Raw genomic sequence first — 22,994 nt, forward strand, 5'->3', positions numbered from 1 at the left:
AAGGTAATCACTTGCTGGGCAATACGATTTACAGGCTGCGCCAATGTGGTGAGTTGATACCCTTCCCACCCCGCCATCGGAATATCATCACACCCCACGATCCTGAGTTGTTCAGAAACCGTGATATTCAACTTTTGCCGGCAACAATCCATTACCCCGAGCGCCAAAGAATCTGCGGCACAAAATAAGCCATCCAACGATTGTAGTTGCAGCTGATGCTGCAACGCCGCTTCAAAACCCGCTTGATAACGATAGCTCCCCGCAGATAAGCACATTGGCTCAGGATAACCCGCTGCCATTAAATAGTTTTTAAAACCTTGATAGCGTTCATTTGATGCTTGCCCATCTCCACGCCCAGCCAGAAACCCCAACCGAGTTAAGCCTAAACTTAATAGATATTTTGCCGCCATTTCTCCGGCTAATTGGTTATCTGTTTGTACTGATGGAACCAATCCCGCAGCATCACTGCGTCCCAGTGTAATTAGCGGTAAAGAGAGTTTTAAACATTGATGAAAATGCTCGACTGGCAGTGACCCCACGACAGCAACCACCCCATCAATTTGATATCCCGATAATTGCAAAATCGCCTCATCAAGGTCGCCCGCCTTTTTCACATTCAACAGCATCGGCTGTTTTCCGTGCCCTTGTAATGCGCTGGATAAGGCTTCAAACAAATAGGATTCATACGGGTTCGACAAATCACTGACAAGGATCGCCACGATATTGGAACGTTTTTTCTGGTTAGGCGTACTCAGTGTACGAGCAAAAAAATTAGGTTGATAACCTAACTGCTTCGCTGCGTCTAAAATCTTTTGCTGTTTCTTCGGGTGAATACTCGCACCTTCGGTAAATGCCCGTGATACCGACGAACGGGAAACGCCTGCCACTTCCGCCACATCCGATGCCGTCACTTTGCGATTTTGCATCATGATAAGCATTCCCCCTGCTGAGCCAACTGAAGAAACGGATATTCGGCAATATGTTCACGCAGGCTATCTCGGTAACGCGGCTCAATATGATAAAGCCGCCATTGGCTATTAGATTTGGGAGATAACTTTTGCAACCGCTGGTGTAGTGATGCCCAAGAGCCATGACTGGGATGAATATCGAGGGTTTCACACTCCAAAAATACCCAATCACTTTGCAACGCCAATTGTTCCCCTTGGGGTGAAATCTCACCATCCCCTGAATAAAACAGACTACGCCCCGAATTCGCCGTCAGGTGCAAACTGCGGTTACTGACCGAATGTTGAGTTAACGCCGTTGTCACTTTCCAATCACCAATAAATTGAATCTCTTCACTATTTTGTTGGATGATCTCAAAACCTAATTGCGCTTTAGGCCAATATGAAAAAGCAAGAAGCGGCGTCAATAGCGCCCATTGTTCCCGCTGAGCAATAATCGTCAGTGGGCGCTTTCGTCGGTACGAATCCATCCAGTTAAGCAAGGAGGTTAGCCCCAAACAGTGGTCAGGATGGGTATGGGTTAAATAGATAGCATCCAATTCTTCCACATGCATTTGTCCAAACAGCGCTTGAGGCACCGTCGGACCACAATCCACCAGCAATTGGTAGCCTGACTCTTCCACCAGAATGCTGGCATTGACGCGTTCGCTATCATAAGCATCCCCGGTTCCCACCACCGTAATTTGAAAACTAGGCTGCATGGTTTGTCCTTGTTTTAGCCATTTCAATCCGTTGTTCTTGTTCATCAAAAAGGTGCAACGTCGAACGCGATAAACTTATGGGTAACCTGTCCCCCAATCCATAAATCTGGTCACTCTCCACCACAAAATGCAGCCCTTGTAGTGAACCGAAGCCTTGTAGAGAACCCTTGTCTTGTAATAGGCCATAGTAGAGCCGTGAATGCCCTAGAGGCTCCACCACCGTGATTGGCATAAAGGCATCCGGGTTTTGGCTATCCACCACCACTTGATTAGGACGAACGCCTATACACTCCGTTCCAGCAGGTAGCGAAATATCGATTGAATCGAACATTTGCGGTGGGAGAAAATTCATCACCGGTGACCCAATAAATGACGCTACAAATTTATTGGCTGGCTTCTGGTATAACGTTTCAGGCGTACCTACTTGCTCAATGCGTCCTTGATTTAAGACCACAATGCGGTCAGCCAAAGTCATCGCTTCAACTTGGTCGTGAGTCACGTAAATCATGGTGGCTTTCAAGTTTTGATGAAGTTGCTTCAAGTAAATGCGCATTTCGCCACGTAGCTTCGCATCAAGGTTTGACAGCGGTTCATCAAACAAAAATAACTCAGGGTCACGCACAATCGCGCGCCCAATCGCCACCCGTTGACGCTGCCCACCAGACAGCGCCGATGGTAGTCTGTCAAGCAAATGAGTTAATTGTAAATTCTCGGCGGTTTCCCGTACTTTTTGGGTAATTTCTCGCGCACTCATTCCCGCCATCTTCAGCGGAAATCCCATATTCTTTTCCACGCTCATGTGGGGATATAGGGCATAGGATTGGAACACCATCGCCACTTGTCGCAGTGAGGGATGCACATCATTCAACGGTTGACCATTGAGTCTCAATTCCCCCTCAGTGATGGATTCTAGCCCTGCAATCATACGTAGCAACGTGGATTTCCCGCAGCCAGAAGGTCCAACAAACACCACGAATTCGCCATTATCGATGGTTAAATCCACCTGTGGGATCACGCAATGCCCTTCGTAGCTTTTACCAATATTAATCAGTTCAAGTTTTTTCATGATAAGTGCCTACTATTTCAATCCCATCGAGAAACCACGTAATAAATAGCGCTGCATATAGCCCGCCAGCGCCAGCATCGGCAGCGAAGAAACAATCCCTATCGCCATCATTTCTCCCCATGCAGTACCGTCTTCAGTCATAAAGTTAGAGATAAATAATGGGATAGTGAATTTGTCTGGCGTATGAATAAATAACAGCGAGAATAAAAACTCATTCCAACCGAGGATCATGGAGAAAATCGCCGTCGCGACTAACCCCGGCGCACAAAGCGGAAAGACAATATAGGCTAAACGGCGCAGTAAGTTCGCCCCATCCATCGCCCCTGCCTCTTCAATCTCTAATGGAATATCGCGAATAAAACCGAGCAGCATCCAGATACAAAACGGCAAGGTATACACCTGATAAGACAAAATCAGCCCAATGCGCGTATTCAGTAACCCAACTTGGTTCATCAAGGAATAGAGCGGAATGGCAATCACAATCGGCGGCATCATTTTAATAATCAATACACCGAGCAAAAACACGTTATCGAGCTTAGTAGGGAAGCGATAACGCACTAAGGCGTAAGCACAAAAGAACGCCAGTACCACCGAAACCGCCGTTGCCCCCACCGAGACTAAAACCGTGTTGCCCACTAAGCGCAGCAAGTCCCCTTCAAATAGCTTTTCAAACGACGATAAGCTCGGTTGGCTTGGTAGTAATTGCGCCCCCGATTGCATAATTTCAGACGGGGATTTAAACGCCGTGCCGAACATCCAAATAATCGGCAGCGTCATGATCAACACTGCCAACCAAACAAACAATGTATGTATTTTGGCTTTCATGATCAGCGTCCTTTCATTACGTTTCGGGCATAAATCAATGTCATCAGCAAGGAAATCGCCAACATCACTAACGCCGCCGCACTCGCCATGCCTAAGTCAAAGAAGCGGAAACCGTATTTATAGACAAACATAGATAATGTCTCGGTTGAATTTCCTGGACCGCCCCCCGTCATCACATACACTTTGTCGAATAACTTAAAGGTATCGATAGAGCGCAATAAAAATGCCAGCATCAGTTGCTTTTTGATCAGCGGAAGCGTGATGTAGACAAAGGATTTCCAGCCTTTTGCACCATCCACCATCGCCGCTTCGCCAATATCTTTAGGAATGGATTGCAAGCCCGCCAAAATGATCAGAAATGCCATTGGCGTCCATTGCCAGGTATCCACTAACGCTATGGAATATAAGGCCAAATCTGGATTGAACAACCACTCTTGGGCGGGTAAACCCACCGCCACCAGCAGGCTATTTAAGAATCCAAAATCATAGTTGTACCAAGAGCGCCAAATCGAGGAGCACACCAGCGTGGAGAGCATCATCGGGTAGATAATGATGGGCAACGCAAATTTTCGCCCAGCAAATTGACGGTTAAACAGCAGTGCTAGCCACAGCCCTAAAAGAACTTGGGCAATAGACGCCACGAGGGTAAACACGAAAGTATTTTTAATCGCAGCCAGAAAGAAAAAGTCATCGAACAATTCCGAGAAATTCGACCAGCCAATAAAGTGATAGCTGTCATCGATATAATCCACTTGCCCAAATGCGTGATACAGCACGGATACGATGGGATACAACGTCAATAACCCCAGCATAATCAACGCTGGGAGGAGTAACCAAAACAACTGTTTACGGTTTTCAAATAACATACTCAGCATTCCATAAAGGCGCTAGAAACTAGCGCCATGAAAAACATCACTATTTTTTTGGGTGCTATTTTTTGGTGCTACGTTCAATGCGTTTTTGCGCTTGTTCCAAAGCTTGATCTCCGGTCATTTGCCCCATCATCGCCATTTGTAAAAAGTCCCCAAGAATACTTTCCACTTCTGCCCAGTTTTGAATGCGTGGGCGTGCTTTACCCGCTTCTAATGCGGCTGCTTGTTGCGGATACCAACGGTATTGACTAACAACTTGCGGGTCTGCGTAGACGCTATGGCGCGTTGGCGGTGTACCAAAGTTTAGTGCTAACGCTTTTTGCATTTCGGCACTGCTAGCAAATGCAAGGAATTGCTCCGCTTCCACTTTGTTTTTCGCATCCGCCGGAATCGCAAGCTGCCAGATACCCAGCATCGGTGATGGCTGTCCTATTTCTGCTGGTGGAGCCATCATTTCCATTTTGCCGACCACATTCGAGACTTTGGCATTATCAAGATCCGGCACCCAAGCTGGCCATACTTCGATTGCCATTGCTGCGGTACCTTTTTGTAATGCATCGCGAACTTCATCTGCGTTAAACACATCCACCCCTTTCGGTGCATATTGCTTCATGGCTAAGAAGGTTTCTAACGCTTGTTTGGCCTGCGGGGTATTCAAGGTCGGTTTTCCGTTACTATCGACAACGTCGCCACCATATCCCCACAGAATGGGTAAAAATCCCGTCACGATTGGGTTGCCTTTTACTCCGCGGTACACCACGCCATTGGCTTTGCCATCTTGGCTAATGGTTTTCGCTGAGTTCAACACATCCGTCCATGTTTTCGGCTGTTGAAGTTTGTACTGATCGAACAGGTCTTTATTCCACGCGAACATTGCCACGTTACCCACCATTGGCAATGCATAGCTCGCACCTTTGCCGTCTTGGCGACCGATATCCACGGTGGATTGAATAAAGTCTTTATCTTGGAGTGAATCAGACAGTGGGGATAACCACTTGTTGGCAAGGAATTCAGGTGCCCACGAGTCATCCATTAAAATCACGTCATAGTTACCGGTTTTCTCGCGCATGGAGAGCACGATGCTTTCATATAGCCCTTTACTCGGACGCTTAACTAACGTGATTTCTGCCTTAGGATTATTTTTTTTATATTCGTCGACAACAAACTGCATCGCATCACCGTAACTGCTATCTCGTCCGGCAATAATTAATTCAGAGGCGCTAGCGCCAAGTGTTGAGGCTATCAGAGCGGATGCCAATAATGTGCGCTTAATCATTTGCTTCTCCTAGTGGATGTCTCTTGTTCTTTGTATGAATTTTCGGTTGAGTCGTTTTTGCACGCGCGTTCAAATTGCCATGGCAGGCTACGGCTGGAAGATGACAGTTAGATGAAGGTGAAGTGAAGGTTTTATTCATAATGGCAAAGACGATTGGAATTCAATGATGGCTTTCTTTAGTATGATGGGCAATTCTTTGCATAACATCCTAACTGAGAGCCGAATGACTCGCACCCAACGCTTACTCACATTGATTCAGATCCTGAAAGAGAATCGCTATCCGGTCACCGCAGATGCCCTCGCCTGTCAGTTAGAGGTGAGTGTTCGTTCCATTTATCGGGATATCGAATCGCTACGCGACCAAGGAGCTGAAATTACAGGTGAAGCGGGCATTGGTTATCAGTTAAAAAGCGGATTGTTACTGCCACCATTGATGTTCGATGAGAATGAACTAGAAGCGCTAATTTTAGGTTTACGCTGGGTACAAAGTAATGCCGATGAAGAACTCAAAAACTCTGCCCTGCGCACACTCAATAAAATTAATGCTGTGGTGGGTAAAGAGGCACAGATCATCCTAAACAGTAATACGCTATTTGCCCCAACGACCCAACTTAATGAAATTGACGAGCATGTGGCTAAAAATTTACGCCTGAGTTTACGGGAAGAGCGCAAAGCCAAAATCGCGTATGTGGATATTAAAGGACAATCCAGTGAACGAATTATTTGGCCGATTGCGGTGGGTTATATGAAAGATACCCAAGTGTTAGCGGCGTGGTGCGAATTGCGCCAAAGCTATCGCCATTTCCGCTTAGATAGAATCCAAGCTTACACCGTCTTGGGTGAGTCGCTGCCCTACCCGAAAGGCTATTTACTCAGCCGTTGGCAGAAAGAAGTTTTGTGTGTCACTCCTGACAATTTCTGACACCGCCTTCGCTTATAGTCAGTGCTCTACTTAATTTAAGGAAAAACCACTATGAGCGAGCTAGTTCTATTTACCAATGCAATGTCCCGCGGCAATACCGTTGATTTACTATTAAAAATGATGGACGTTCCCTATAAGCGCATTGAATTAGCTTATGGTGCAGAGATGCACACCAAGGAATACCTTGCCATTAATCCAATGGCAAAAGTACCTGCTTTAGTTGATGGTGATGTGGTTGTTACTGAGTGCGCGGCGATTTGTCTTTATTTAGCCGATAAGTTTATTGAAAAGGGTTTTGCCCCCGCACTTAATAGCCCTGAGCGTGGTGCTTATTACCGCTGGTTTTTATTCACGGCAGGTCCGATTGAATCTGCGTTTACCGTCCTTGATTTAGGTGTGGAATTAACAGAAGAACAGCAAAAATCGTCAGGCTTTGGTAGCGTTGAACGCACTTTAGCGACGCTAGATGTCTGCCTCGCCAGTGCCAAACCGTATATTTGCGGTGAAACATTAACCGCAGTGGATGTGTATGTGGGCTGCTTTGTGATGTTTTTAATCAAATATTGTGGATATACCGCAACACCGCCGATGCAAACCTATATGGATAGCCTAGCAACACACCCAGAGATTGCTACGCTGCTAGCGATGTAGTACCTATTATCATCACCGTGAAATGCAAAAAGGCGCAGAATTAACCTGCGCCTTTTTAATTTCTCGCTAAAGAGAGTTAAACGATGCTTAACGCATTGTCACAAACTCTTCCGCAGCAGTCGGGTGGATTGCAACAGTGTTGTCGAAATCTTTCTTGGTTGCGCCCATTTTGAGAGCGACCGCGAAGCCTTGCAGCATTTCATCCATACCAAAACCGATACCGTGGATGCCGACAATTTTCTCTTCTTTACCCACACATACCAGCTTCATGCGGCATGGTTGGCGATGAGAAGTGACTGCGGTATACATCGCGGTAAATGAAGATTTATAGCATTTCACTGCATCTGCACCATATTTTTCAATGGCTTCTGGCTCAGTTAAACCCACTGTACCAATTGGCGGATGGCTGAATACAACCGTTGGCACGTTGGTGTAATCTAAATGTTCGTCAGGTTTGTTGTTAAACAAGCGCTCAGATAGACGGCGACCCGCAGCAACGGCGACTGGCGTTAATTCTACCGCGCCGGTGTTATCGCCCACCGCGTAAACGCCAGCCACATTGGTATTCTGATATTTATCGACTTTAATATAGCCTTTCGCATTTAGCTCAACGCCTGCCGCTTCAATATTCAGGTTATCCGTCATTGGCTCACGACCGATTGCCCAAATCAGCGCATCAACGGTTTGCTCGTGACCATTTTCTAATTTCAGTGTCAGTGAGCCGTCTGCATTTTTGACCACTTCTTTCGGAATGGATTCTGTGTGCAGCGTTGGGCCTTCTGCATTCATCACTTCCACTAACGTTTCAATAATAAGCGGGTCAAACGCACGCAGTGGAGCATGTTTACGCACAAACAGGTGGGCTTCGCTACCTAAACCATTCAGTACGCCAGCCAGTTCAACGGCAATATAACCCGCACCGACAACAGCAACACGCTTAGGCAGTGCTTCCAGTTCAAAGAAACCGTCAGAAGTCATGCCATATTCCGCACCTGGGATAGCTGGGATCACCGGGCGACCACCCGTTGCGATCAAAATATGATCCGCGGTGTAAATCTCGCCATTCACTTCAACGGTATGCGCATCAACAAAACGAGCAAAACCTTTGATCACATCGACTTTGTTATTGCCAAGTACGCGATCGTAAGATTGGTGGATACGGTCGATATAAGCAGTACGGCTCTCAATTAATTTCTTCCAGTTGAAATCATTGATAGTGGTATCGAAACCATAGTCTGGACCATAGGCGCGAATAGCTTCAGAAATTTGCGCTGCATGCCACATCACTTTTTTCGGTACACAACCGACGTTAACACAAGTGCCGCCTAACTCTTTAGCTTCAATCAGGGCACACTTTTGTCCGTACATTGCCGCACGGTTCATTGACGCAATACCGCCGCTACCGCCGCCAATTGCAATATAGTCGTAATGTTTGCTCATAACTTGGTGATTCCCATTTGTTGAATTACGAATACGTTAATATTCTCTTATTATGCTATGTAAACATAAACATTTAAGATAGCTATTGCCTGTTACTGCAATAGCTAGAGTCTATTATTACTCAAGTACAATTTACTCAGGTACAATCCACTCAACTAATGTATGCCCAGTGCCTTCTGGCACCAGTGTTTTGTGTAACCATGGCAGGACATTTTTCATCTGCTGCTCAAGTTTCCAAGGCGGGTTAATGACAATCATACCGGATGCGGTCATGCCGCGTTGGTCGCTGTCAGGGCGTACCGCTAATTCAATTTGCAGAATTTTACGGATACCCGTAGCTTCTAGCTGGTTCACCATACGTTTGATTTGTTGGCGTAGAACCACTGGATACCAAATCGCATAAGTGCCTGTTGCGAAACGTTTATAACCTTCAACAACGCCTTTTACGACCGCTTCATAGTCTGATTTCATCTCATAAGGTGGATCCATCAGCATAAAACCACGGCGGCTTTGCGGAGGTAATTTCGATTTTAACTGCTGATAACCATCTTCGCGGGCAACTTGTGCACGCTCATCGCGAGAAAATTCAGTACGCAATAATGGATAATCACTTGGATGTAACTCGGTTAAAATCAGTTTATCGTGCTCACGCAGTAAATGTTTCGCTAATAGTGGTGATCCCGGGTAATAACGTAAGCGACCATTTTCATTTAAACGGCGCACAACTTGCATATAGGGCAGTAGTTCCTCAGGTAAGTCCGGTTGCTCCCAAACTCGTGCAATCCCTTCGAGATACTCCCCTGTCTTTTCTGAATGTTCGCTGGTTAATTGATAACGACCCGCGCCGGAATGGGTATCCAGATACAGAAATGGTTTCTCTTTTTCTTTAAGAGATTCAATGATCAGGCTTTGTACCGTATGTTTGAGAACATCCGCATGGTTGCCTGCGTGAAAGCTATGACGATAACTTAACATGTCGCGTTTATTTCCTGAGGAATTCAGCAGTCACTTTTGTGAATGCTGTTAATAGAATCTGTACAGAAGGTCTGTTGAATGAAAAATAGACCAAATAATTTCTTTCGCGCCATTATAGCTAAAATTTGATGGGATTGTCATAGTGACAAAACATGACAAAATTGCACATGACCTTTCCTTAGCAAAAAGTTATCCTAAGCAAAATTAAAAACCACAACAGGGGAAACCAATGAAACGAGTATTTATAATATCTTCCATTTTAGCGTTATTTTTAGTGAATAATTCTGCAATGGCAGGTAATTCATCCCAAGGATGTGAAATCAAAAAACAAAAAATTGAAACTCAGCTCAAATATGCCAAAGCACACGGTAATACTTACCGCGTAAATGGCTTAGAGCGAGCGCTCGAGAACGTTAATCGCTACTGTACCTCTGATTCTCTGTATCGCGATAGCCAGCAGAAAATTGCTGAAAAACAGAAAAAAGTCGCTGAGCGTGAAGCTGAATTGCAAGAATCTGTTCAAAAAGGTGACCCTGAAAAAATCGCTAAACATAAGCGTAAGGTCGCCGAAGCAAAGGCTGAACTTAAAGAAGCTCAAGACCTCTCCGACATCTACAAAGATACCCTTTAATAAAAATTCAATTTTAATCAAATAGTTAATTTCTATTCTTTATCTCACCCTATGCCTAATTTTGGATAAATAAAGGCATAGGGTGAAATTATCAACAAACTTAGGCTATAGTATAAAAGAATATAGAATGGTGAATTATAAGAATATTTTGATTAAGCAGTGAAAAGGGGAACGCATGTCAGACATGCAAGATGAGCAACAAAAAGAGACCAACAAATTAAAATCCACTCTAAACAAAAGCCTAGACGGTAGTAAAAAAGCCTTAACGTTCTCAATGAGAGTGGTCGATTTTGTTTGTGCAATTCCATTTATTGCGCATTTAATCCGCACTGCCCAACGTTTTACCGATAGAATGGGTAACCAGTTTGGCGCCGCAATTACCTATTTCTCGTTTTTATCCCTGATCCCTGTACTGATGTTTAGCTTCGCTGCGGCGGGTTTCGTGTTAGCCAGCAATCCTGAATTACTTGAGAAGCTCATTCGTGGCATTTCTGCCAACATTACTGATCCCACACTCGCAAATACCCTTGAACAAACCATTGATACGGCTATCCGCCAGCGTACCACCGTGGGGTTAACTGGTTTAGCACTAGCGGTCTATTCTGGCGTTAACTGGGTAAATAACTTGCGCTTAGCGATTTTAGCGCAATCTCGCACCATTTGGGAACGAAACGAATCAGAACAAGAAAATATCATTTTTCGCTATGTTCGGGACTTTTTCGCGCTAATAGGTTTGCTAATCGCGTTAATTGTCACTATTACACTGACCTCCGTAGCTGGCTCTGCTCAAGCAACCATTGTCAGTACGCTTGGCCTAGACAGCATTGAGTGGCTTAAGCCCGTTTGGACACTGATTGGCTTAGCAATTTCCATTACCGCCAACTTCTTATTATTTTTGTGGATTTTCTGGATTTTACCACGCATGCAGCACCGTCGCCGCTCACTGCTGAAAGGCACCTTGCTCGCCGCGATTGGATTTGAAATCATCAAATCTATCATGACATGGATTTTACCAACCTTAGCCTCTTCACCATCGGGAGCAGCTTTTGGTTCAGTATTGGGGTTAATGGCATTTTTCTATTTCTTTGCCCGACTCACACTCTTTTGCGCTGCGTGGATTGCCACGGATGAGCCGAAGGGGGGTGCACAAGACGTTCTCACTTCCTAATATCAATCATAGGGGAATGGTAGGTTTATCATTCCCCTCACTCATTTATTCCATCTCTTTAATGAGCGTCGCCATTAAATCTTTTGTGCTCATTTCACGGACTTTTGCCACATTTTGTCCCGCCCAATGGGCGGCAAATTCATCACTGCCGGAATGAGTTGCCGCGGCATTCAGCTGCTTACCCACATCATAAGCGATGGGATAATCTGGCAATTTACTTTCATCATACTGCTGCCCCGCTTGCATAAACTGGTTGAAAATACCTCGGGCAGGCCGCCCTGAGATAGCCGCAGTTAAATAAGTATTATCCGTAGTTTGGCTTTTCAGTTTACGACGATATCCTTCATTTGCCGCAGATTCTGGGCATAACAGAAAGGCGGTTCCTAATTGTGCGGCAGAAGCACCATGAGCAAGAGCTTGCTTGATATCCGCACCATCCATGATCCCCCCTGTCGCAATAATCGGTAATTGCGTGTGTTTAGCAAGTAGCGCAACCAGCTGATTTGTTGTCAGTTCTTCATCTTTTAATTGCACATCAAACATGCCACGATGGCCACCAGCTTCTATTCCTTGAGCCACAATTGCATCAATGCCTGCTTGTTCAATTAATTGGGCTTCATGTAAGTTTGTCGCCGTCGCCATCGTAAAAATACCTTTTTCTTTCAAAGCATTGATAACTTCACAAGACGGCACATTGAAGTGGAAACTCACGACTGCGGGTTTCATTTCTAAAAATAGTTCCAACATGGCTGGGTTATCTAAAAATGAGAGATAAATTTCATCCAATTGCTCTGGGGCTTGATGGTTAAACTGCTGGAATTTAGGCTGTAAATGTGCCAACCAAGCCTGTTCGTTCTGGCTATTGCGTTGTGGTGTCGTATGGCAAAACACATTCACATTAAATGGTTTGTTTGTTAGTGCTTGAGTGGCTGCAATCATTGACCTAGCTTGATCTACCGAGCTGGCGCCCAGTGCTAAGGAGCCCAATCCACCCGCCTCACAAACGGCGGCGACCAACGCAGGTGTTGAAACTACCGCCATAGGTGCTTGAATAATAGGATAACGTAGGTTTAGGCGATGCAGTAATACATTGGAATGGCTCATACTTTCCTTACCTTTTTATGCTTATGCGATAGATGAATGGCATGTTAATAAATTGCATATAATATGTATCTTTATCATTCTATCCCAATATTTACTCAATGAACCTAACTGTTTTTCGGAATGTGATAACAGCCGCATTTCTCATTACTATCATAAAATTAGCAAACTAAACGCATTTTAAGCGTGTATGTTATAGCGACAAACAGCCGAAGATACAGTGAGCCCACGCTTAAGGAAGCCGACAATGCTAATCTCTCAATTGGAAAATCTATCTTGTGGTGTCGTCGTTTATTACCATAATCAGCCACAAAACTGCGTTGGCACATTCTGTGCGCGAGGTAGCGATCTTGCGGGGAAACGATTAACTGTCGATACGCCTTTGCGCATTGCGAGTAACACTAAACCCTTTACTGCAGCGGCGATTTTACGCTTGGCTGAGATGGGCAAGCTGTTTGTAGATGACAGTATTTCTCATTATATTTCACCAAAATACAATCAATTACTCTCACCAAAATACGACACCGATGCGATTACGATCCGTCACCTACTCAACCACAGTAGTGGGCTATTGGATCATGCCAACGAGGAATACCTCAAAGACGTTTTAAAACGTCCTGATTATCAATGGACACGTTCAGAGCAAATTGATTTATATATTCAGCAAGATCACCCCTTTTTCCGCCCCTCCGAAGCTTTTATCTATTCTGATACGGGCTATATTCTGCTTGGGAATATTATTGAGCGAATGACGGGACAAGCACTGGGAGAAGCTGTCCGAGAACTCTTGAAGTTTAATGAAATTGGCTTGCAGACCGCCTACTGGGAAACATTTGAACTCCCTGCTACAACGGAACCTCGTGCAAAACAGTACCTCGGAAAACTCGATTGCTCCGACATGGATCCTTCAATGGATGTGTATGGCGGTGGTGGCTTAGTGATGTCCTCGAAACAAATGGCACAGTTCTTTGAAGCGCTATTTAGCGGTAAGATTTTTACCAAATCGGAAACCCTAGACACCATGTTAAGTGCAGGCTCCCATGAAGGGGCGCAAGGCTATCGGCAAGGGATCATGGTCAATGAGGTCAACGGTATGACACTCTATTCCCATTTAGGCTTTTGGGGTTCCGTTGCGTACTACTCACCGGCAACTCAAACCAGTGCTGCGGGGTTTGTGGATAATCGAGATTCACGGAACGAACTGATTAACGCGATTGAAGCATTGTTGACGTCTAAATAAAGCGCCATCAACACAAAAAAATAACCCTCATCAGTGAGGGCTATTTTTATTCAGTTGATCACTAACGGGTCAATGGTGCTGGAATCGGTAACGCTGGTGCAGGCCCGCCCTCTTGAGGCTCTGCGACTGCTGGAGACTCTGGCGCCGGCTCCACAACCGCAGGTAATTTAGGCCATAACACTTGCGTGAATTTCTGGCGAATTTGCTCTGCATCCATGGTCTGTTTTTCTTTCGGCTGTGCTAAGACAATCGCCGCTTCTTGAGACAGTAAACGACGCGCTTCCATATTTACTTGTTCAAGATTTTGAGTTCCTAAGAACGCTTGTCTGAGTAATTGATACTGCTCAGGTGCGATATCCACGACGCCATTTTGTTGTGAAATCAAACGCTGGCTAATTAACACATCGGTACTGGTACGCGCATATGCCGCAAACAGTTGTGATAATTGAACTTGCTTCTCTTTCATCATGTCATTGAACAGCTCTGGGTCAATACCATTTTGTTTGATTGCCGCCAGCTCATTCAACGCCACGTCTGCCACTGCTGCCATTTTTTCTGGTGGTGCAGAAATCGCTAACGTACAGCTCGCTTTTTGATACTGAACACGACAATCTAAGCCCGGCGTCACACCCTCTTCCGCAAACTTTTGTTTAAAGGACTTCTGTAATGAGCGGTAAATGGCTTCTCGAGCGAGGTCACTTCCCCAATAACGCAGCAACACGTTGGAATCTTTGATTGGCAACCAATCGATATCCCAAATTAGCGAGAGGGTATCTTGCGTTGATTTGTCTTGAAGGATATCAATTGCCTGAGGCTTCACTGACGATAAAACAGCAACTGAAACAGGCTCAGAACGCTTACCTTCTAACGATGAAAACGCTTGAGTGATACTGTCAGATAACATGCGAGAATCCACATGCCCCGCGACATATAATGTCATGACATCAGGTGTGTACCATTTTTGATAGAACGAATTCACACTGGCTAAATCGACTTTACCGTTTGGCTTCTGCCCTGGATCATAACCTAGCATCGCCGACCCATTGAGACGAGCACGCCAAACAGGGTCGTTGGCATTGACTGGTAAGGTAGCCACTGGAATATTGGGAACAGTTAACCCACTCTGTAATGAATTCTCAGTATATTGCGCCCCAGCCACAGACGTTGCCAACCAACTTAATGCTTGTTTCACCAAATCAGGGCGGTTGTTAGGCAGACTTAAACTATAAATTGTGTAGTCGTAAGAAACGACGGCTGGAGGTAACGGCATATCAGGGTCGGTTGCCTGACGCCAAAAATTTTGCAATGTAGCAGCAGGAAAAGCTTCAGATTGATGGAATAGCGCCATTCGAGGGATCAGATAACTGTACCCTTTTTCACTGGCTTTTTCAGATAACGAACCTGTTTTAATGGCTAACCGAAGTTGGATCCGATCATTTGGACGCTGTGGTGTTTGTAATAACTGCCAATTAAAGCCATTCTCGAGCTTTCCTTGCTGCCATGCTGGATCGGGTTGTAAAGGTTCAGCACTAGCAAAACCAGTGACTGATAAAAGTACCACGCCGATGATATATCGCACTTTCAAACCCTGCATGTAGACCCCTATGTTCTTTATATCCTTGTATTTAACCGTAAACAGCAACAGAAAAATTAACGAAAAACGCTAATTGACTCGGTTAAGCGATATAGTTTGGCTTCATCAAAAATTTGATTATCACTATACCCGAAAAAAACATCGCTGCATGTTATTGAGATAATTGGGCGGCGCTCAATACGCTAAGTCGCTAAGTTGATCACTAAAATGCATGTTAAACATCACCATTTATTTGCTGATATTTCGCATTTTGGATACGACAGATAGTGAGTAAGTCGCCCGAATCTTGCTGCTAACAATATGATAGGTATGTGTAATGATATTAGACCACAAACCTTATAACATGTTCATGGCTTAATCTGAATTTTGTTGTTTTATTTGACGATTATAACCTTTCGCCAATAACCCTATCTCATCATCTTGATGATATTGAGAAACTTCCAAATGGTCGACGTACTGATTTACTTGCAACTCCCCCGCCATTTTACGCAGTGGGCGTACAATCATGCGGCTCACACACCACGTCATCGCAATGGAGATAATCAGCGCTAGCAGCAAATACGTTGTCGTTAGCAACGCAAAGGTGTTGAGTGCAAAACGGTAAACCCGGTTAGAATCCACTTGTAACGTCAAATAACCTTGAGGTTTCGCTTGTGGCGCTACCGTACCATAGGCATACAATGGAACAGTCATCTCAACCGGAATACCAATAAGCGGTAAAGACCATTCTGGGATCGGTTTCGGCGTGGCAAAGCTTAAATTCATTACCGTCGCATTATCCACCGTAACAATGGCTTTTCCCATAATCCCCGAGGTTTTCAGGCTCACAAGTAGCCTTTTGGCTTCGTTTAAATCAGAGCTAAGTAGTGAGTCCGTCAATGGTTTTTGGACTTGAACTACGGCATTGCTCAGTTGATTTAAATAATCTTGTTTGCGCTGTTCTAAGAGGTAAGTAAATTGAATGGACAAAAAAAGTGCAAGAAAAAGCAACGTAATCACAAAGAATACGACCATGCTCTTAAACGTGAGTGAACGTTGGACACGAGTGTTCATTTCCCACAACCTTCCTAATCAAGCTGCTTTTTAAAGAAAAAAATCGGACAAACAGTATACTTGATTTTCTGTATAAAGGTGCAGCTTTAAAAAAGAAAGATCACTTATTTAAGATAAGCTCCAAATTAACCGCTAAAGTGAGTAGATACAGCATAAAGAAACGGCAGAAAGTTTGCTTTTCTGCCGTTTAAAGTAATTAATTTGCGACTATTATCTGCTTTTCGTCTTCATCAACGGCAAAACAAGCGACTAACTGCTCACGGTAATTTTTCAATGCAGGCTGAGATTGCGTGCAAGGACCAAAAGCGCGTCGACAACGTGCTGCAAACGCACACCCCGGAGGCGGATTCATTGGGCTCGGTAATTCTCCCGTTAATTTGATGCGCTCACGGCGTTGGTCAGGGTTCAAACGTGGCGTCGCAGAAAGTAGCGCTTGAGTGTATGGGTGCTGAGGATTGTTAAAAATCTGCTCTTTAGTCCCCTTTTCCACACAACGCCCCAAATACATCACCATCACTTCATCCGCGATATGCTCTACCACCGATAAATCGTGGGAGATGAACACATAGGAAAGCCCCAATTCTTGCTGTAAATCCATCATCAGGTTCAATACCTGAGCACGTACGGACACATCCAACGCCGATACTGGCTCATCCGCCACAACCACATCAGGGTCTAACATCAACCCACGAGCGATAGCGATACGTTGACGTTGCCCACCAGAAAACATGTGCGGATAACGGCTATAATGCTCTGTTTTCAAACCCACTTTTGCCATCATGGATAACACTTTTTCTTTACGCTGCTCTTTCGATAGCGAAGTGTTAATCAATAAAGGCTCTTCCAAAATTTGCCCGACTTTTTTACGCGGGTTCAGCGAACCATATGGGTTTTGGAAGACAATTTGGATTTTTTGGCGACGTAGTTTCTCTGCTGCTTTATCAGCAATCAGTAAGTTTTGGTCACGATAATACAGCTCACCGTCCGATGGTTGCTCAATCATTGTTAATAAGCGCCCAAGTGTGGATTTTCCACAACCTGACTCCCCAACCACCGCCAATGTTTTCCCTTTTTCTAACTCAAAAGAGACACCATCAAGCGCTTTGAGTGTTTTCTCCTTCGAGAAGACCCCGCCTTTCACGGAATAGTATTTTTTCAAGTCCACCGCTTTTAATAACGGCATTCCTTTAGCTTGTTGCTCACTCATAGCGTTGGTCTCCCCATATCATCCAGTGGCATGTGACATTTCACCTGACGGTCACCAATGGTTTGTAACGCAGGCTCCTCTTGGCGACAACGATCCGTTGCATACGGGCAACGCGGGTTGAGTAAGCATCCTTCAGGGCGGTCATATTTACCGGGTACAACACCCGGCAAAGAAGCTAAACGCGATTTGTTGCTAGCAAACTCAGGCAATGCGCGCAGCAATGCTTGGGTATATGGGTGTCTCGGATGTTTAAAAATATCCTTCGCTTTCGCAGACTCGACCACTTGCCCTGCATACATCACGATAATATGGTGTGCGGCTTCTGACACTAACGCTAAGTCATGGGTAATCAGTACTAGCGCCATATTTTCTTGTTGTTGTAATTCCAACAATAATTCAATGATTTGTGCTTGAATGGTCACATCAAGCGCCGTAGTGGGTTCATCGGCGATCAACAACTTTGGACGACAAGCAATCGCCATCGCAATCATAATTCGCTGACTCATCCCGCCAGATAACTGGTGAGGATATACATCAAGGCGTGACTGCGGATCAGGAATTCCCACCATGTTTAGCAGGTCAATGGCCCGCTGTTTACGGGTGCTTCTATTGCCCCCTTGGTGTACTTTTAACGCTTCCATGATCTGATAACCGACCGTAAAGCATGGGTTCAAACTGGTCATCGGATCTTGGAAAATCATTGCCACATCTGCGCCGACAATTTGGCGACGCTCTTTTTCAGGAATCGACAATAAATCGCGTCCATCAAACTGCAACGATTTCGCCATCACTTTGCCGGGGTAATCAATTAACCCCATAATCGCCAGTGAACTAACTGATTTACCGGAACCTGATTCGCCTACGATCCCCACCACTTGCCCTTTCTCAACTTGGTAGCTGATGCGGTCAACGGCGCGAAACGGTGTCCCTTCGTCACCAAAGTGAACGGAGAGTTCTTCTACATTTAACAATGCCATTAGATTACCTCATCACTGCTTGAGTTTTGGATCAAAGGCGTCACGTAAACCATCACCCATCAGGTTAAACGCTAATACCGTTAATAAAATTGCTAATCCTGGGAACGTTACGACCCACCATGCGCTTTGTGCAAACTGCAACACATCAGACAACATAGTTCCCCATTCTGGTGTTGGTGGCTGTGCCCCCATTCCCAGAAAACCCAGTGCAGCCATATCTAAGATGGCGTTCGAGAAGCCTAAAGATGCCTGTACAATCAATGGTGCCAGACAGTTAGGTAAAATATTGACGAACATTTGACGCAACGCCCCTGCTCCCGCCACTCTCGAGGCAGTCACATAGTCACGATTCACTTCCACGAGAACCGCGGCTCGCGTCAAACGAATATAGTGCGGTAATGCCACAAAGGTTAACGCTATCGAGGCATTGACAATCGAAGGTCCGAAAATTGCCACCAAGACCAATGCGAGTAATAAACTTGGCAGAGCCAACATAATGTCGACGATACGCATAATCAGCGCATCCACTACGCCACCAAAATAGCCCGCAATCACCCCAATAGTGACCCCCATAATTAGGGATAACACCACCACGAGACAGCCCACTAATAACGAAAGCCTTGCTCCGTACATTAGGCGAGATAATAAATCGCGCCCGACATCATCCGTACCAAGAATAAACTCCCATGAGCCACCTTCTTCCCAGACTGGCGGCGTCAGTAACGCCTGACGGAATTGCTCATCAGGAGCATGAGGCGCTAATACACCCGCAAGGATAGCAATTAATACCATCAAGATGATGTAGAACATACCAACAACAGCGCCTTTGTTGCGCTTAAAGTAATGCCAGAATTCTTGTAAGGGTGTCATCGGCTTCGGGGCGCTGACAGCTTTCGACTCAGTTGTTTGAGACATGTTTGCGCTCCTTATTTCTTATGACGAATACGTGGGTTAACAATGCCATACAGCACATCAACCACTAAGTTAACGAAGATAATCAACGTTGCGACAAGTAAGACGCCACCTTGAACCACTGGGTAATCTCGACGTTGTAATCCTTCAATTAACCAACGACCTAATCCCGGCCATGAAAAAATAGTCTCCGTCAAAATTGCACCGGCAAGCATCACACCGACCTGCAAACCAATGACCGTGACAACCGGCAGTAATGCGTTACGCAGGGCGTGAATTAAAATCACGCGAGCACGGCTAACACCTTTGGCTCTCGCCGTACGAATATAGTCTTCCCCTAATACTTCCAGCATCGCCGAGCGAGTCATACGCACAATCACAGCCAGTGGAATGGTTCCGAGTACAATGGATGGCAAAATTAAGTGCTCCACTGCATCTTTGAAGTCTCCCGCTTCCCCCCAAATTAGGGTATCAATCAGCATAAAGCCCGTGAGCGGATTCGAGTCATCAAGGAAAACTGTGTCGCTTACCCTTCCCGCAACAGGAGTGAGATCCCACTGAACAGAGACCAGCATGATCAACATGATCCCCCACCAGAAGATCGGCATAGAGTAGCCTGTTAATGAAACCCCGATCGCAGTGTGATCGAAAATCGAACCACGTTTAACTGCCGCTAAAACCCCGACAGGGATCCCAACAGAAACCGCAAAAATCATGGCGCAAGTGGCTAGTTCTACGGTGGCTAAAAAGCGAGGTAAAAATTCTTCCCAAACGCCAATGCGGCTTTTTAAGGAGATCCCTAAATCACCATGCATTATGCCGTTCAGGTAATGGAGGTATTGTTTCCAAAGTGGCTGGTCAAGTCCTAATTCAGCCATTAAGTATGCGTGTCTTTCTGGAGATAATCCGCGTTCACCCGCCATAATCATGACTGGGTCGCCTGGGATCATGTGAACGAAAGCAAAAGTAAGTAGCGTGATACCGATAAAGGTGGGGATCACGAGCCCGAATCGTCGGAGGATAAATTGCAGCATATCCTGAGTCTCTTTAATAATGCCGTCGACGGCTCTTAGTCCGCTTGGCTGGTCAGAAAAACAACGTTTTCATCTGCTCACAAATAACTAAATTTATCTGCATCTTCTGAACGTCAGAGGAGAAAACGCCCTCCGCTGCAAAGAGGCAGCGAAGGGCATTTACAGATTAAAAACAATTACTTATCAATGTCTACGTTTTCGAAGTGGTGTTTACCTAATGGATCAACCACGTAGCCTTTTACTTCTTTACGCACAGGCTCAAATACGGTGGAGTGAGCGATGATCAGCGCTGGCGCTTGTTCGTTCATGATCACTTGAGCTTGTTTGTACAGTTCTACACGTTTGTTGTGATCAGATGTCATACGTGCAGGCTGGATCACGTCTTCAAAGCTTTGATTACACCATTTAGAGTAGTTAGAACCCTGTTTTTTCGCAGCACAGCTGAATAAGGTCGCGAAGAAGTTATCAGGGTCACCATTGTCACCAGTCCAACCCATCATTACGGTTTGAGGCTCGCCGCTCTTAGCACGTTTCAGGTATTCACCCCATTCGTAGCTAACCACTTTCGATTTAACCCCGATCTTCGCCCAGTCAGCTTGGATCATTTCCGCCATTCGGCGTGCATTCGGGTTATATGGACGTTGAACTGGCATTGCCCACAGGTCAATTTCAAAACCTTCTGGGAAGCCCGCTTCCGCCAGCAATTTCTTGGCTTTTTCTGGATTATATTCGGTATCTTTAATCGCATCGTTGTAACCCCACATAGTTGGTGGAATTAAGTTTTTCGCTTTTTGACCCGCACCTTGATAAACCGCTTGGATAATGGCGTCTTTGTTCACGGCCATTGACAGCGCTTGGCGAACCTTTTGGTTATCCAGTGGTTTCTTTTCAACGTTGTAAGACAGGTAGCCTACGTTCAGACCAGGCTGCTCCATTAACGTAATTTCTTTATCTGCTCTCATGCGCTCTAAGTCAGCCGGATTTGGATACGGCATCACTTGGCACTCATTTTTCTGCAATTTTGCATAGCGTACTGACGCGTCAGGAGTGATAGAGAAAACTAAACGGTCAATCTTCGGTACCGCGCCCCAGTAATCTTTGTTTGCTTTGTACAGAATGCGAGAGTCTTTCTGATACTGTTGCAGTTCAAAAGGCCCTGTTCCAATTGGGTTCAGGTCAACTTTCTCTGGAGTTTTCGCTTTCATCATTTGGTCAGCATATTCCGCTGATAAAATTGATGCGAAGTCCATTGCCATATCCGCTAAGAATGGCGCTTCTGGGCGTGTTAATGTGATACGAACAGTGTTGTCATCGACTTTTTCAACTTTGTCGATGATTTTGTCCATGTCCATTCCCATAAAGTATTCATAGCTACCGCCAGAAACTTTGTGATATGGGTGGTTTGGATCTTTTTGGCGCATGAACGTATAAATCACGTCATCCGCATTTAAGTCACGGCTTGGTTTGAACTCTTTATTGGAGTGCCACTTCACGCCTTTACGCAGGTGGAATGTGTACACTTTACCATCGTCACTGACTTCCCAGCTTTCTGCTAAGCCCGGCTCAATTTCAGTCGTACCCAGCTTAAATTCAACCAAACGGTTATACAGGGGGATTGAACTCGCATCATAAGTTGTTCCAGAGGTGAATAACTGCGGGTTAAACCCTTCAGGTGAACCTTCAGAACAATAAACCAGTGTTTTAGCCTGTACTGAGGCAGATACCGCTAAAGCAGCTAATGTTAAGCCTACCGTCAATAAACCTGTCTTTTTCATCGAGAGCGTCATTGGTAATGCTCCTGTGGTGTATGTTGTTTTATCGAATACTGAAATCCATCTTGAATAAGACAGATGCCGTATCTGTATTTTTTGTTATTCACTGTGCAATTAATCAACTGGAATACATTTCGTCAATAGCATTATTCACTGTAACAATTTCGCTTAAATAACATTTATTGGATTATTTCTGTTCAAATATAGCCTTATATGTTACTAAAATGTTTATTTCCTAGCGGTTATAACCACAGAAACATTACTGGATAGATTTTTATAAGGACGTTAATTATTTGTATATTTGTGATTAAGTGCTGAATTACTGAGCGGAAATAGTGGGCAATACAAAAAACTGCAACATAAAACGCTAAATAGAATTCACATGAAACTATTTGTTAGCTGATTGTTTTGCATGTTTTTTATACTAAAAAGAATTATTGGCGGATTTATATATCCTCTTACCATTTTCAGGGAATCGCGGGGGAAAATACCAATCACATTATGAAGGCTGGTTTTGATAGCTAGACTTGTTTTGTTCTGAGCGCTTAGCTTAAAAGCAATGAAAAGCTTATTAATACGTAATGTGCATTAAATGATGCGTAATTGCGTAAT

Annotated in this window: 21 protein-coding genes; 5 read left to right on the top strand and 16 right to left on the bottom strand. The window is 44.9% G+C overall.

The window, feature by feature from the left end; genetic code table 11:
- From GKR71_RS05065 to GKR71_RS05090, 6 genes are all read right to left on the bottom strand, one after another.
- Positions 1-929, bottom strand: a 929-nt coding sequence (locus GKR71_RS05065) for a LacI family DNA-binding transcriptional regulator (RefSeq protein ID WP_154634010.1), incomplete at its 3' end; no start/stop codon positions are given.
- Positions 926-1,666 carry an MBL fold metallo-hydrolase gene (locus tag GKR71_RS05070; RefSeq protein WP_154609891.1) on the bottom strand — a complete coding sequence of 247 codons (741 nt, stop codon included), beginning with the start codon at positions 1,664-1,666 and terminating at the stop codon, positions 926-928. The genes GKR71_RS05070 and GKR71_RS05065, both read right to left, overlap by 4 nt.
- The gene (locus tag GKR71_RS05075) at positions 1,656-2,732 is read right to left on the bottom strand and encodes an ABC transporter ATP-binding protein (RefSeq protein ID WP_036948650.1); all 1,077 of its coding nucleotides are present in this window, start codon (positions 2,730-2,732) and stop codon (positions 1,656-1,658) included. Before GKR71_RS05075 ends, GKR71_RS05070 begins: the two co-directional genes overlap by 11 nt.
- Before the next feature lie 12 nt (positions 2,733-2,744).
- Positions 2,745-3,557, bottom strand: a complete 813-nt coding sequence (locus GKR71_RS05080; RefSeq protein ID WP_036948648.1) for a carbohydrate ABC transporter permease — start codon at positions 3,555-3,557, stop codon at positions 2,745-2,747.
- A gap of 2 nt (positions 3,558-3,559) precedes the next feature.
- Positions 3,560-4,423: a carbohydrate ABC transporter permease gene (locus GKR71_RS05085; RefSeq protein ID WP_036948646.1), complete on the bottom strand. Its 864-nt coding sequence runs from the start codon at positions 4,421-4,423 to the stop codon at positions 3,560-3,562.
- 64 nt (positions 4,424-4,487) lie between these two features.
- Entirely contained in the window at positions 4,488-5,705 is a 1,218-nt protein-coding gene (locus GKR71_RS05090; RefSeq protein WP_036948645.1) for an ABC transporter substrate-binding protein, read from the bottom strand.
- A 223-nt stretch (positions 5,706-5,928) separates the two neighbouring features.
- On the opposite strand from GKR71_RS05090, the gene GKR71_RS05095 reads away from it, so the two are divergent.
- The gene (locus tag GKR71_RS05095) at positions 5,929-6,627 is read left to right on the top strand and encodes a helix-turn-helix transcriptional regulator (protein WP_154634011.1); all 699 of its coding nucleotides are present in this window, start codon (positions 5,929-5,931) and stop codon (positions 6,625-6,627) included.
- A gap of 51 nt (positions 6,628-6,678) precedes the next feature.
- The gene (locus tag GKR71_RS05100) at positions 6,679-7,278 is read left to right on the top strand and encodes a glutathione S-transferase family protein (RefSeq protein WP_036948643.1); all 600 of its coding nucleotides are present in this window, start codon (positions 6,679-6,681) and stop codon (positions 7,276-7,278) included.
- Positions 7,279-7,365: 87 nt separating this feature from the next.
- Here the strand turns inward: GKR71_RS05100 and gorA are convergent, their stop codons facing one another.
- Positions 7,366-8,718 carry a glutathione-disulfide reductase gene (gorA, locus tag GKR71_RS05105; protein ID WP_036948641.1) on the bottom strand — a complete coding sequence of 451 codons (1,353 nt, stop codon included), beginning with the start codon at positions 8,716-8,718 and terminating at the stop codon, positions 7,366-7,368.
- Positions 8,719-8,850: 132 nt separating this feature from the next.
- The gene (locus GKR71_RS05110; protein ID WP_036948638.1) at positions 8,851-9,693 is read right to left on the bottom strand and encodes a 23S rRNA (adenine(2030)-N(6))-methyltransferase RlmJ; all 843 of its coding nucleotides are present in this window, start codon (positions 9,691-9,693) and stop codon (positions 8,851-8,853) included.
- A 229-nt stretch (positions 9,694-9,922) separates the two neighbouring features.
- Between GKR71_RS05110 and GKR71_RS05115 the strand changes: the two genes are divergently transcribed.
- A complete protein-coding gene (locus tag GKR71_RS05115; protein WP_036948636.1) occupies positions 9,923-10,324 on the top strand; it encodes a DUF1090 domain-containing protein in 402 nt (133 codons plus the stop codon).
- Between the two features lie 175 nt (positions 10,325-10,499).
- Positions 10,500-11,492: an inner membrane protein YhjD gene (gene yhjD / locus GKR71_RS05120; protein ID WP_148444782.1), complete on the top strand. Its 993-nt coding sequence runs from the start codon at positions 10,500-10,502 to the stop codon at positions 11,490-11,492.
- Positions 11,493-11,537: 45 nt separating this feature from the next.
- On the opposite strand, the gene GKR71_RS05125 is transcribed toward yhjD, so the two are convergent.
- Positions 11,538-12,596 (bottom strand): NAD(P)H-dependent flavin oxidoreductase, encoded by a 1,059-nt coding sequence (locus tag GKR71_RS05125; protein WP_154634012.1) that lies wholly within the window; start codon positions 12,594-12,596, stop codon positions 11,538-11,540.
- Positions 12,597-12,840: 244 nt separating this feature from the next.
- Between GKR71_RS05125 and GKR71_RS05130 the strand changes: the two genes are divergently transcribed.
- Positions 12,841-13,833 carry a serine hydrolase domain-containing protein gene (locus tag GKR71_RS05130; RefSeq protein WP_154634013.1) on the top strand — a complete coding sequence of 331 codons (993 nt, stop codon included), beginning with the start codon at positions 12,841-12,843 and terminating at the stop codon, positions 13,831-13,833.
- Between the two features lie 61 nt (positions 13,834-13,894).
- Here the strand turns inward: GKR71_RS05130 and GKR71_RS05135 are convergent, their stop codons facing one another.
- From GKR71_RS05135 to dppA, 7 genes are all read right to left on the bottom strand, one after another.
- A complete protein-coding gene (locus tag GKR71_RS05135) occupies positions 13,895-15,427 on the bottom strand; it encodes a M16 family metallopeptidase (RefSeq protein ID WP_108478737.1) in 1,533 nt (510 codons plus the stop codon).
- 354 nt (positions 15,428-15,781) lie between these two features.
- Entirely contained in the window at positions 15,782-16,480 is a 699-nt protein-coding gene (locus tag GKR71_RS05140) for a HAMP domain-containing protein (RefSeq protein WP_154599878.1), read from the bottom strand.
- Between the two features lie 196 nt (positions 16,481-16,676).
- Positions 16,677-17,687: a dipeptide ABC transporter ATP-binding subunit DppF gene (gene dppF / locus GKR71_RS05145; protein WP_154634014.1), complete on the bottom strand. Its 1,011-nt coding sequence runs from the start codon at positions 17,685-17,687 to the stop codon at positions 16,677-16,679.
- Positions 17,684-18,664, bottom strand: a complete 981-nt coding sequence (gene dppD / locus GKR71_RS05150) for a dipeptide ABC transporter ATP-binding protein (RefSeq protein ID WP_036948618.1) — start codon at positions 18,662-18,664, stop codon at positions 17,684-17,686. The genes dppF and dppD overlap by 4 nt, the downstream gene beginning before the upstream one ends.
- A 12-nt stretch (positions 18,665-18,676) precedes the next feature.
- Entirely contained in the window at positions 18,677-19,579 is a 903-nt protein-coding gene (gene dppC / locus GKR71_RS05155) for a dipeptide ABC transporter permease DppC (RefSeq protein ID WP_108478736.1), read from the bottom strand.
- Between the two features lie 11 nt (positions 19,580-19,590).
- Positions 19,591-20,610 (bottom strand): dipeptide ABC transporter permease DppB, encoded by a 1,020-nt coding sequence (dppB, locus tag GKR71_RS05160; protein ID WP_036948611.1) that lies wholly within the window; start codon positions 20,608-20,610, stop codon positions 19,591-19,593.
- Between the two features lie 176 nt (positions 20,611-20,786).
- Positions 20,787-22,397: a dipeptide ABC transporter periplasmic-binding protein DppA gene (gene dppA, locus GKR71_RS05165; protein ID WP_108478735.1), complete on the bottom strand. Its 1,611-nt coding sequence runs from the start codon at positions 22,395-22,397 to the stop codon at positions 20,787-20,789.
- Positions 22,398-22,994 lie beyond the last annotated feature (597 nt).

This window comes from Providencia sp. wls1922, from assembly GCF_009706505.1.
GTDB lineage: Bacteria > Pseudomonadota > Gammaproteobacteria > Enterobacterales > Enterobacteriaceae > Providencia > Providencia lanzhouensis.

What these genes read in the sequence shown, in the direction of transcription:
- GKR71_RS05070 (WP_154609891.1), bottom strand. Translation starts at nt 1,666, where the DNA reads ATGCAGCCTAGTTTTCAAATTACGGTGGTGGGAACCGGGGATGCTTAT.
- GKR71_RS05075 (WP_036948650.1), bottom strand. Translation starts at nt 2,732, where the DNA reads ATGAAAAAACTTGAACTGATTAATATTGGTAAAAGCTACGAAGGGCAT.
- GKR71_RS05080 (WP_036948648.1), bottom strand. Translation starts at nt 3,557, where the DNA reads ATGAAAGCCAAAATACATACATTGTTTGTTTGGTTGGCAGTGTTGATC.
- GKR71_RS05085 (WP_036948646.1), bottom strand. Translation starts at nt 4,423, where the DNA reads ATGTTATTTGAAAACCGTAAACAGTTGTTTTGGTTACTCCTCCCAGCG.
- GKR71_RS05090 (WP_036948645.1), bottom strand. Translation starts at nt 5,705, where the DNA reads ATGATTAAGCGCACATTATTGGCATCCGCTCTGATAGCCTCAACACTT.
- GKR71_RS05095 (WP_154634011.1), top strand. Translation starts at nt 5,929, where the DNA reads ATGACTCGCACCCAACGCTTACTCACATTGATTCAGATCCTGAAAGAG.
- GKR71_RS05100 (WP_036948643.1), top strand. Translation starts at nt 6,679, where the DNA reads ATGAGCGAGCTAGTTCTATTTACCAATGCAATGTCCCGCGGCAATACC.
- gorA (WP_036948641.1), bottom strand. Translation starts at nt 8,718, where the DNA reads ATGAGCAAACATTACGACTATATTGCAATTGGCGGCGGTAGCGGCGGT.
- GKR71_RS05110 (WP_036948638.1), bottom strand. Translation starts at nt 9,693, where the DNA reads ATGTTAAGTTATCGTCATAGCTTTCACGCAGGCAACCATGCGGATGTT.
- GKR71_RS05115 (WP_036948636.1), top strand. Translation starts at nt 9,923, where the DNA reads ATGAAACGAGTATTTATAATATCTTCCATTTTAGCGTTATTTTTAGTG.
- yhjD (WP_148444782.1), top strand. Translation starts at nt 10,500, where the DNA reads ATGTCAGACATGCAAGATGAGCAACAAAAAGAGACCAACAAATTAAAA.
- GKR71_RS05125 (WP_154634012.1), bottom strand. Translation starts at nt 12,596, where the DNA reads ATGAGCCATTCCAATGTATTACTGCATCGCCTAAACCTACGTTATCCT.
- GKR71_RS05130 (WP_154634013.1), top strand. Translation starts at nt 12,841, where the DNA reads ATGCTAATCTCTCAATTGGAAAATCTATCTTGTGGTGTCGTCGTTTAT.
- GKR71_RS05135 (WP_108478737.1), bottom strand. Translation starts at nt 15,427, where the DNA reads ATGCAGGGTTTGAAAGTGCGATATATCATCGGCGTGGTACTTTTATCA.
- GKR71_RS05140 (WP_154599878.1), bottom strand. Translation starts at nt 16,480, where the DNA reads ATGAACACTCGTGTCCAACGTTCACTCACGTTTAAGAGCATGGTCGTA.
- dppF (WP_154634014.1), bottom strand. Translation starts at nt 17,687, where the DNA reads ATGAGTGAGCAACAAGCTAAAGGAATGCCGTTATTAAAAGCGGTGGAC.
- dppD (WP_036948618.1), bottom strand. Translation starts at nt 18,664, where the DNA reads ATGGCATTGTTAAATGTAGAAGAACTCTCCGTTCACTTTGGTGACGAA.
- dppC (WP_108478736.1), bottom strand. Translation starts at nt 19,579, where the DNA reads ATGTCTCAAACAACTGAGTCGAAAGCTGTCAGCGCCCCGAAGCCGATG.
- dppB (WP_036948611.1), bottom strand. Translation starts at nt 20,610, where the DNA reads ATGCTGCAATTTATCCTCCGACGATTCGGGCTCGTGATCCCCACCTTT.
- dppA (WP_108478735.1), bottom strand. Translation starts at nt 22,397, where the DNA reads ATGACGCTCTCGATGAAAAAGACAGGTTTATTGACGGTAGGCTTAACA.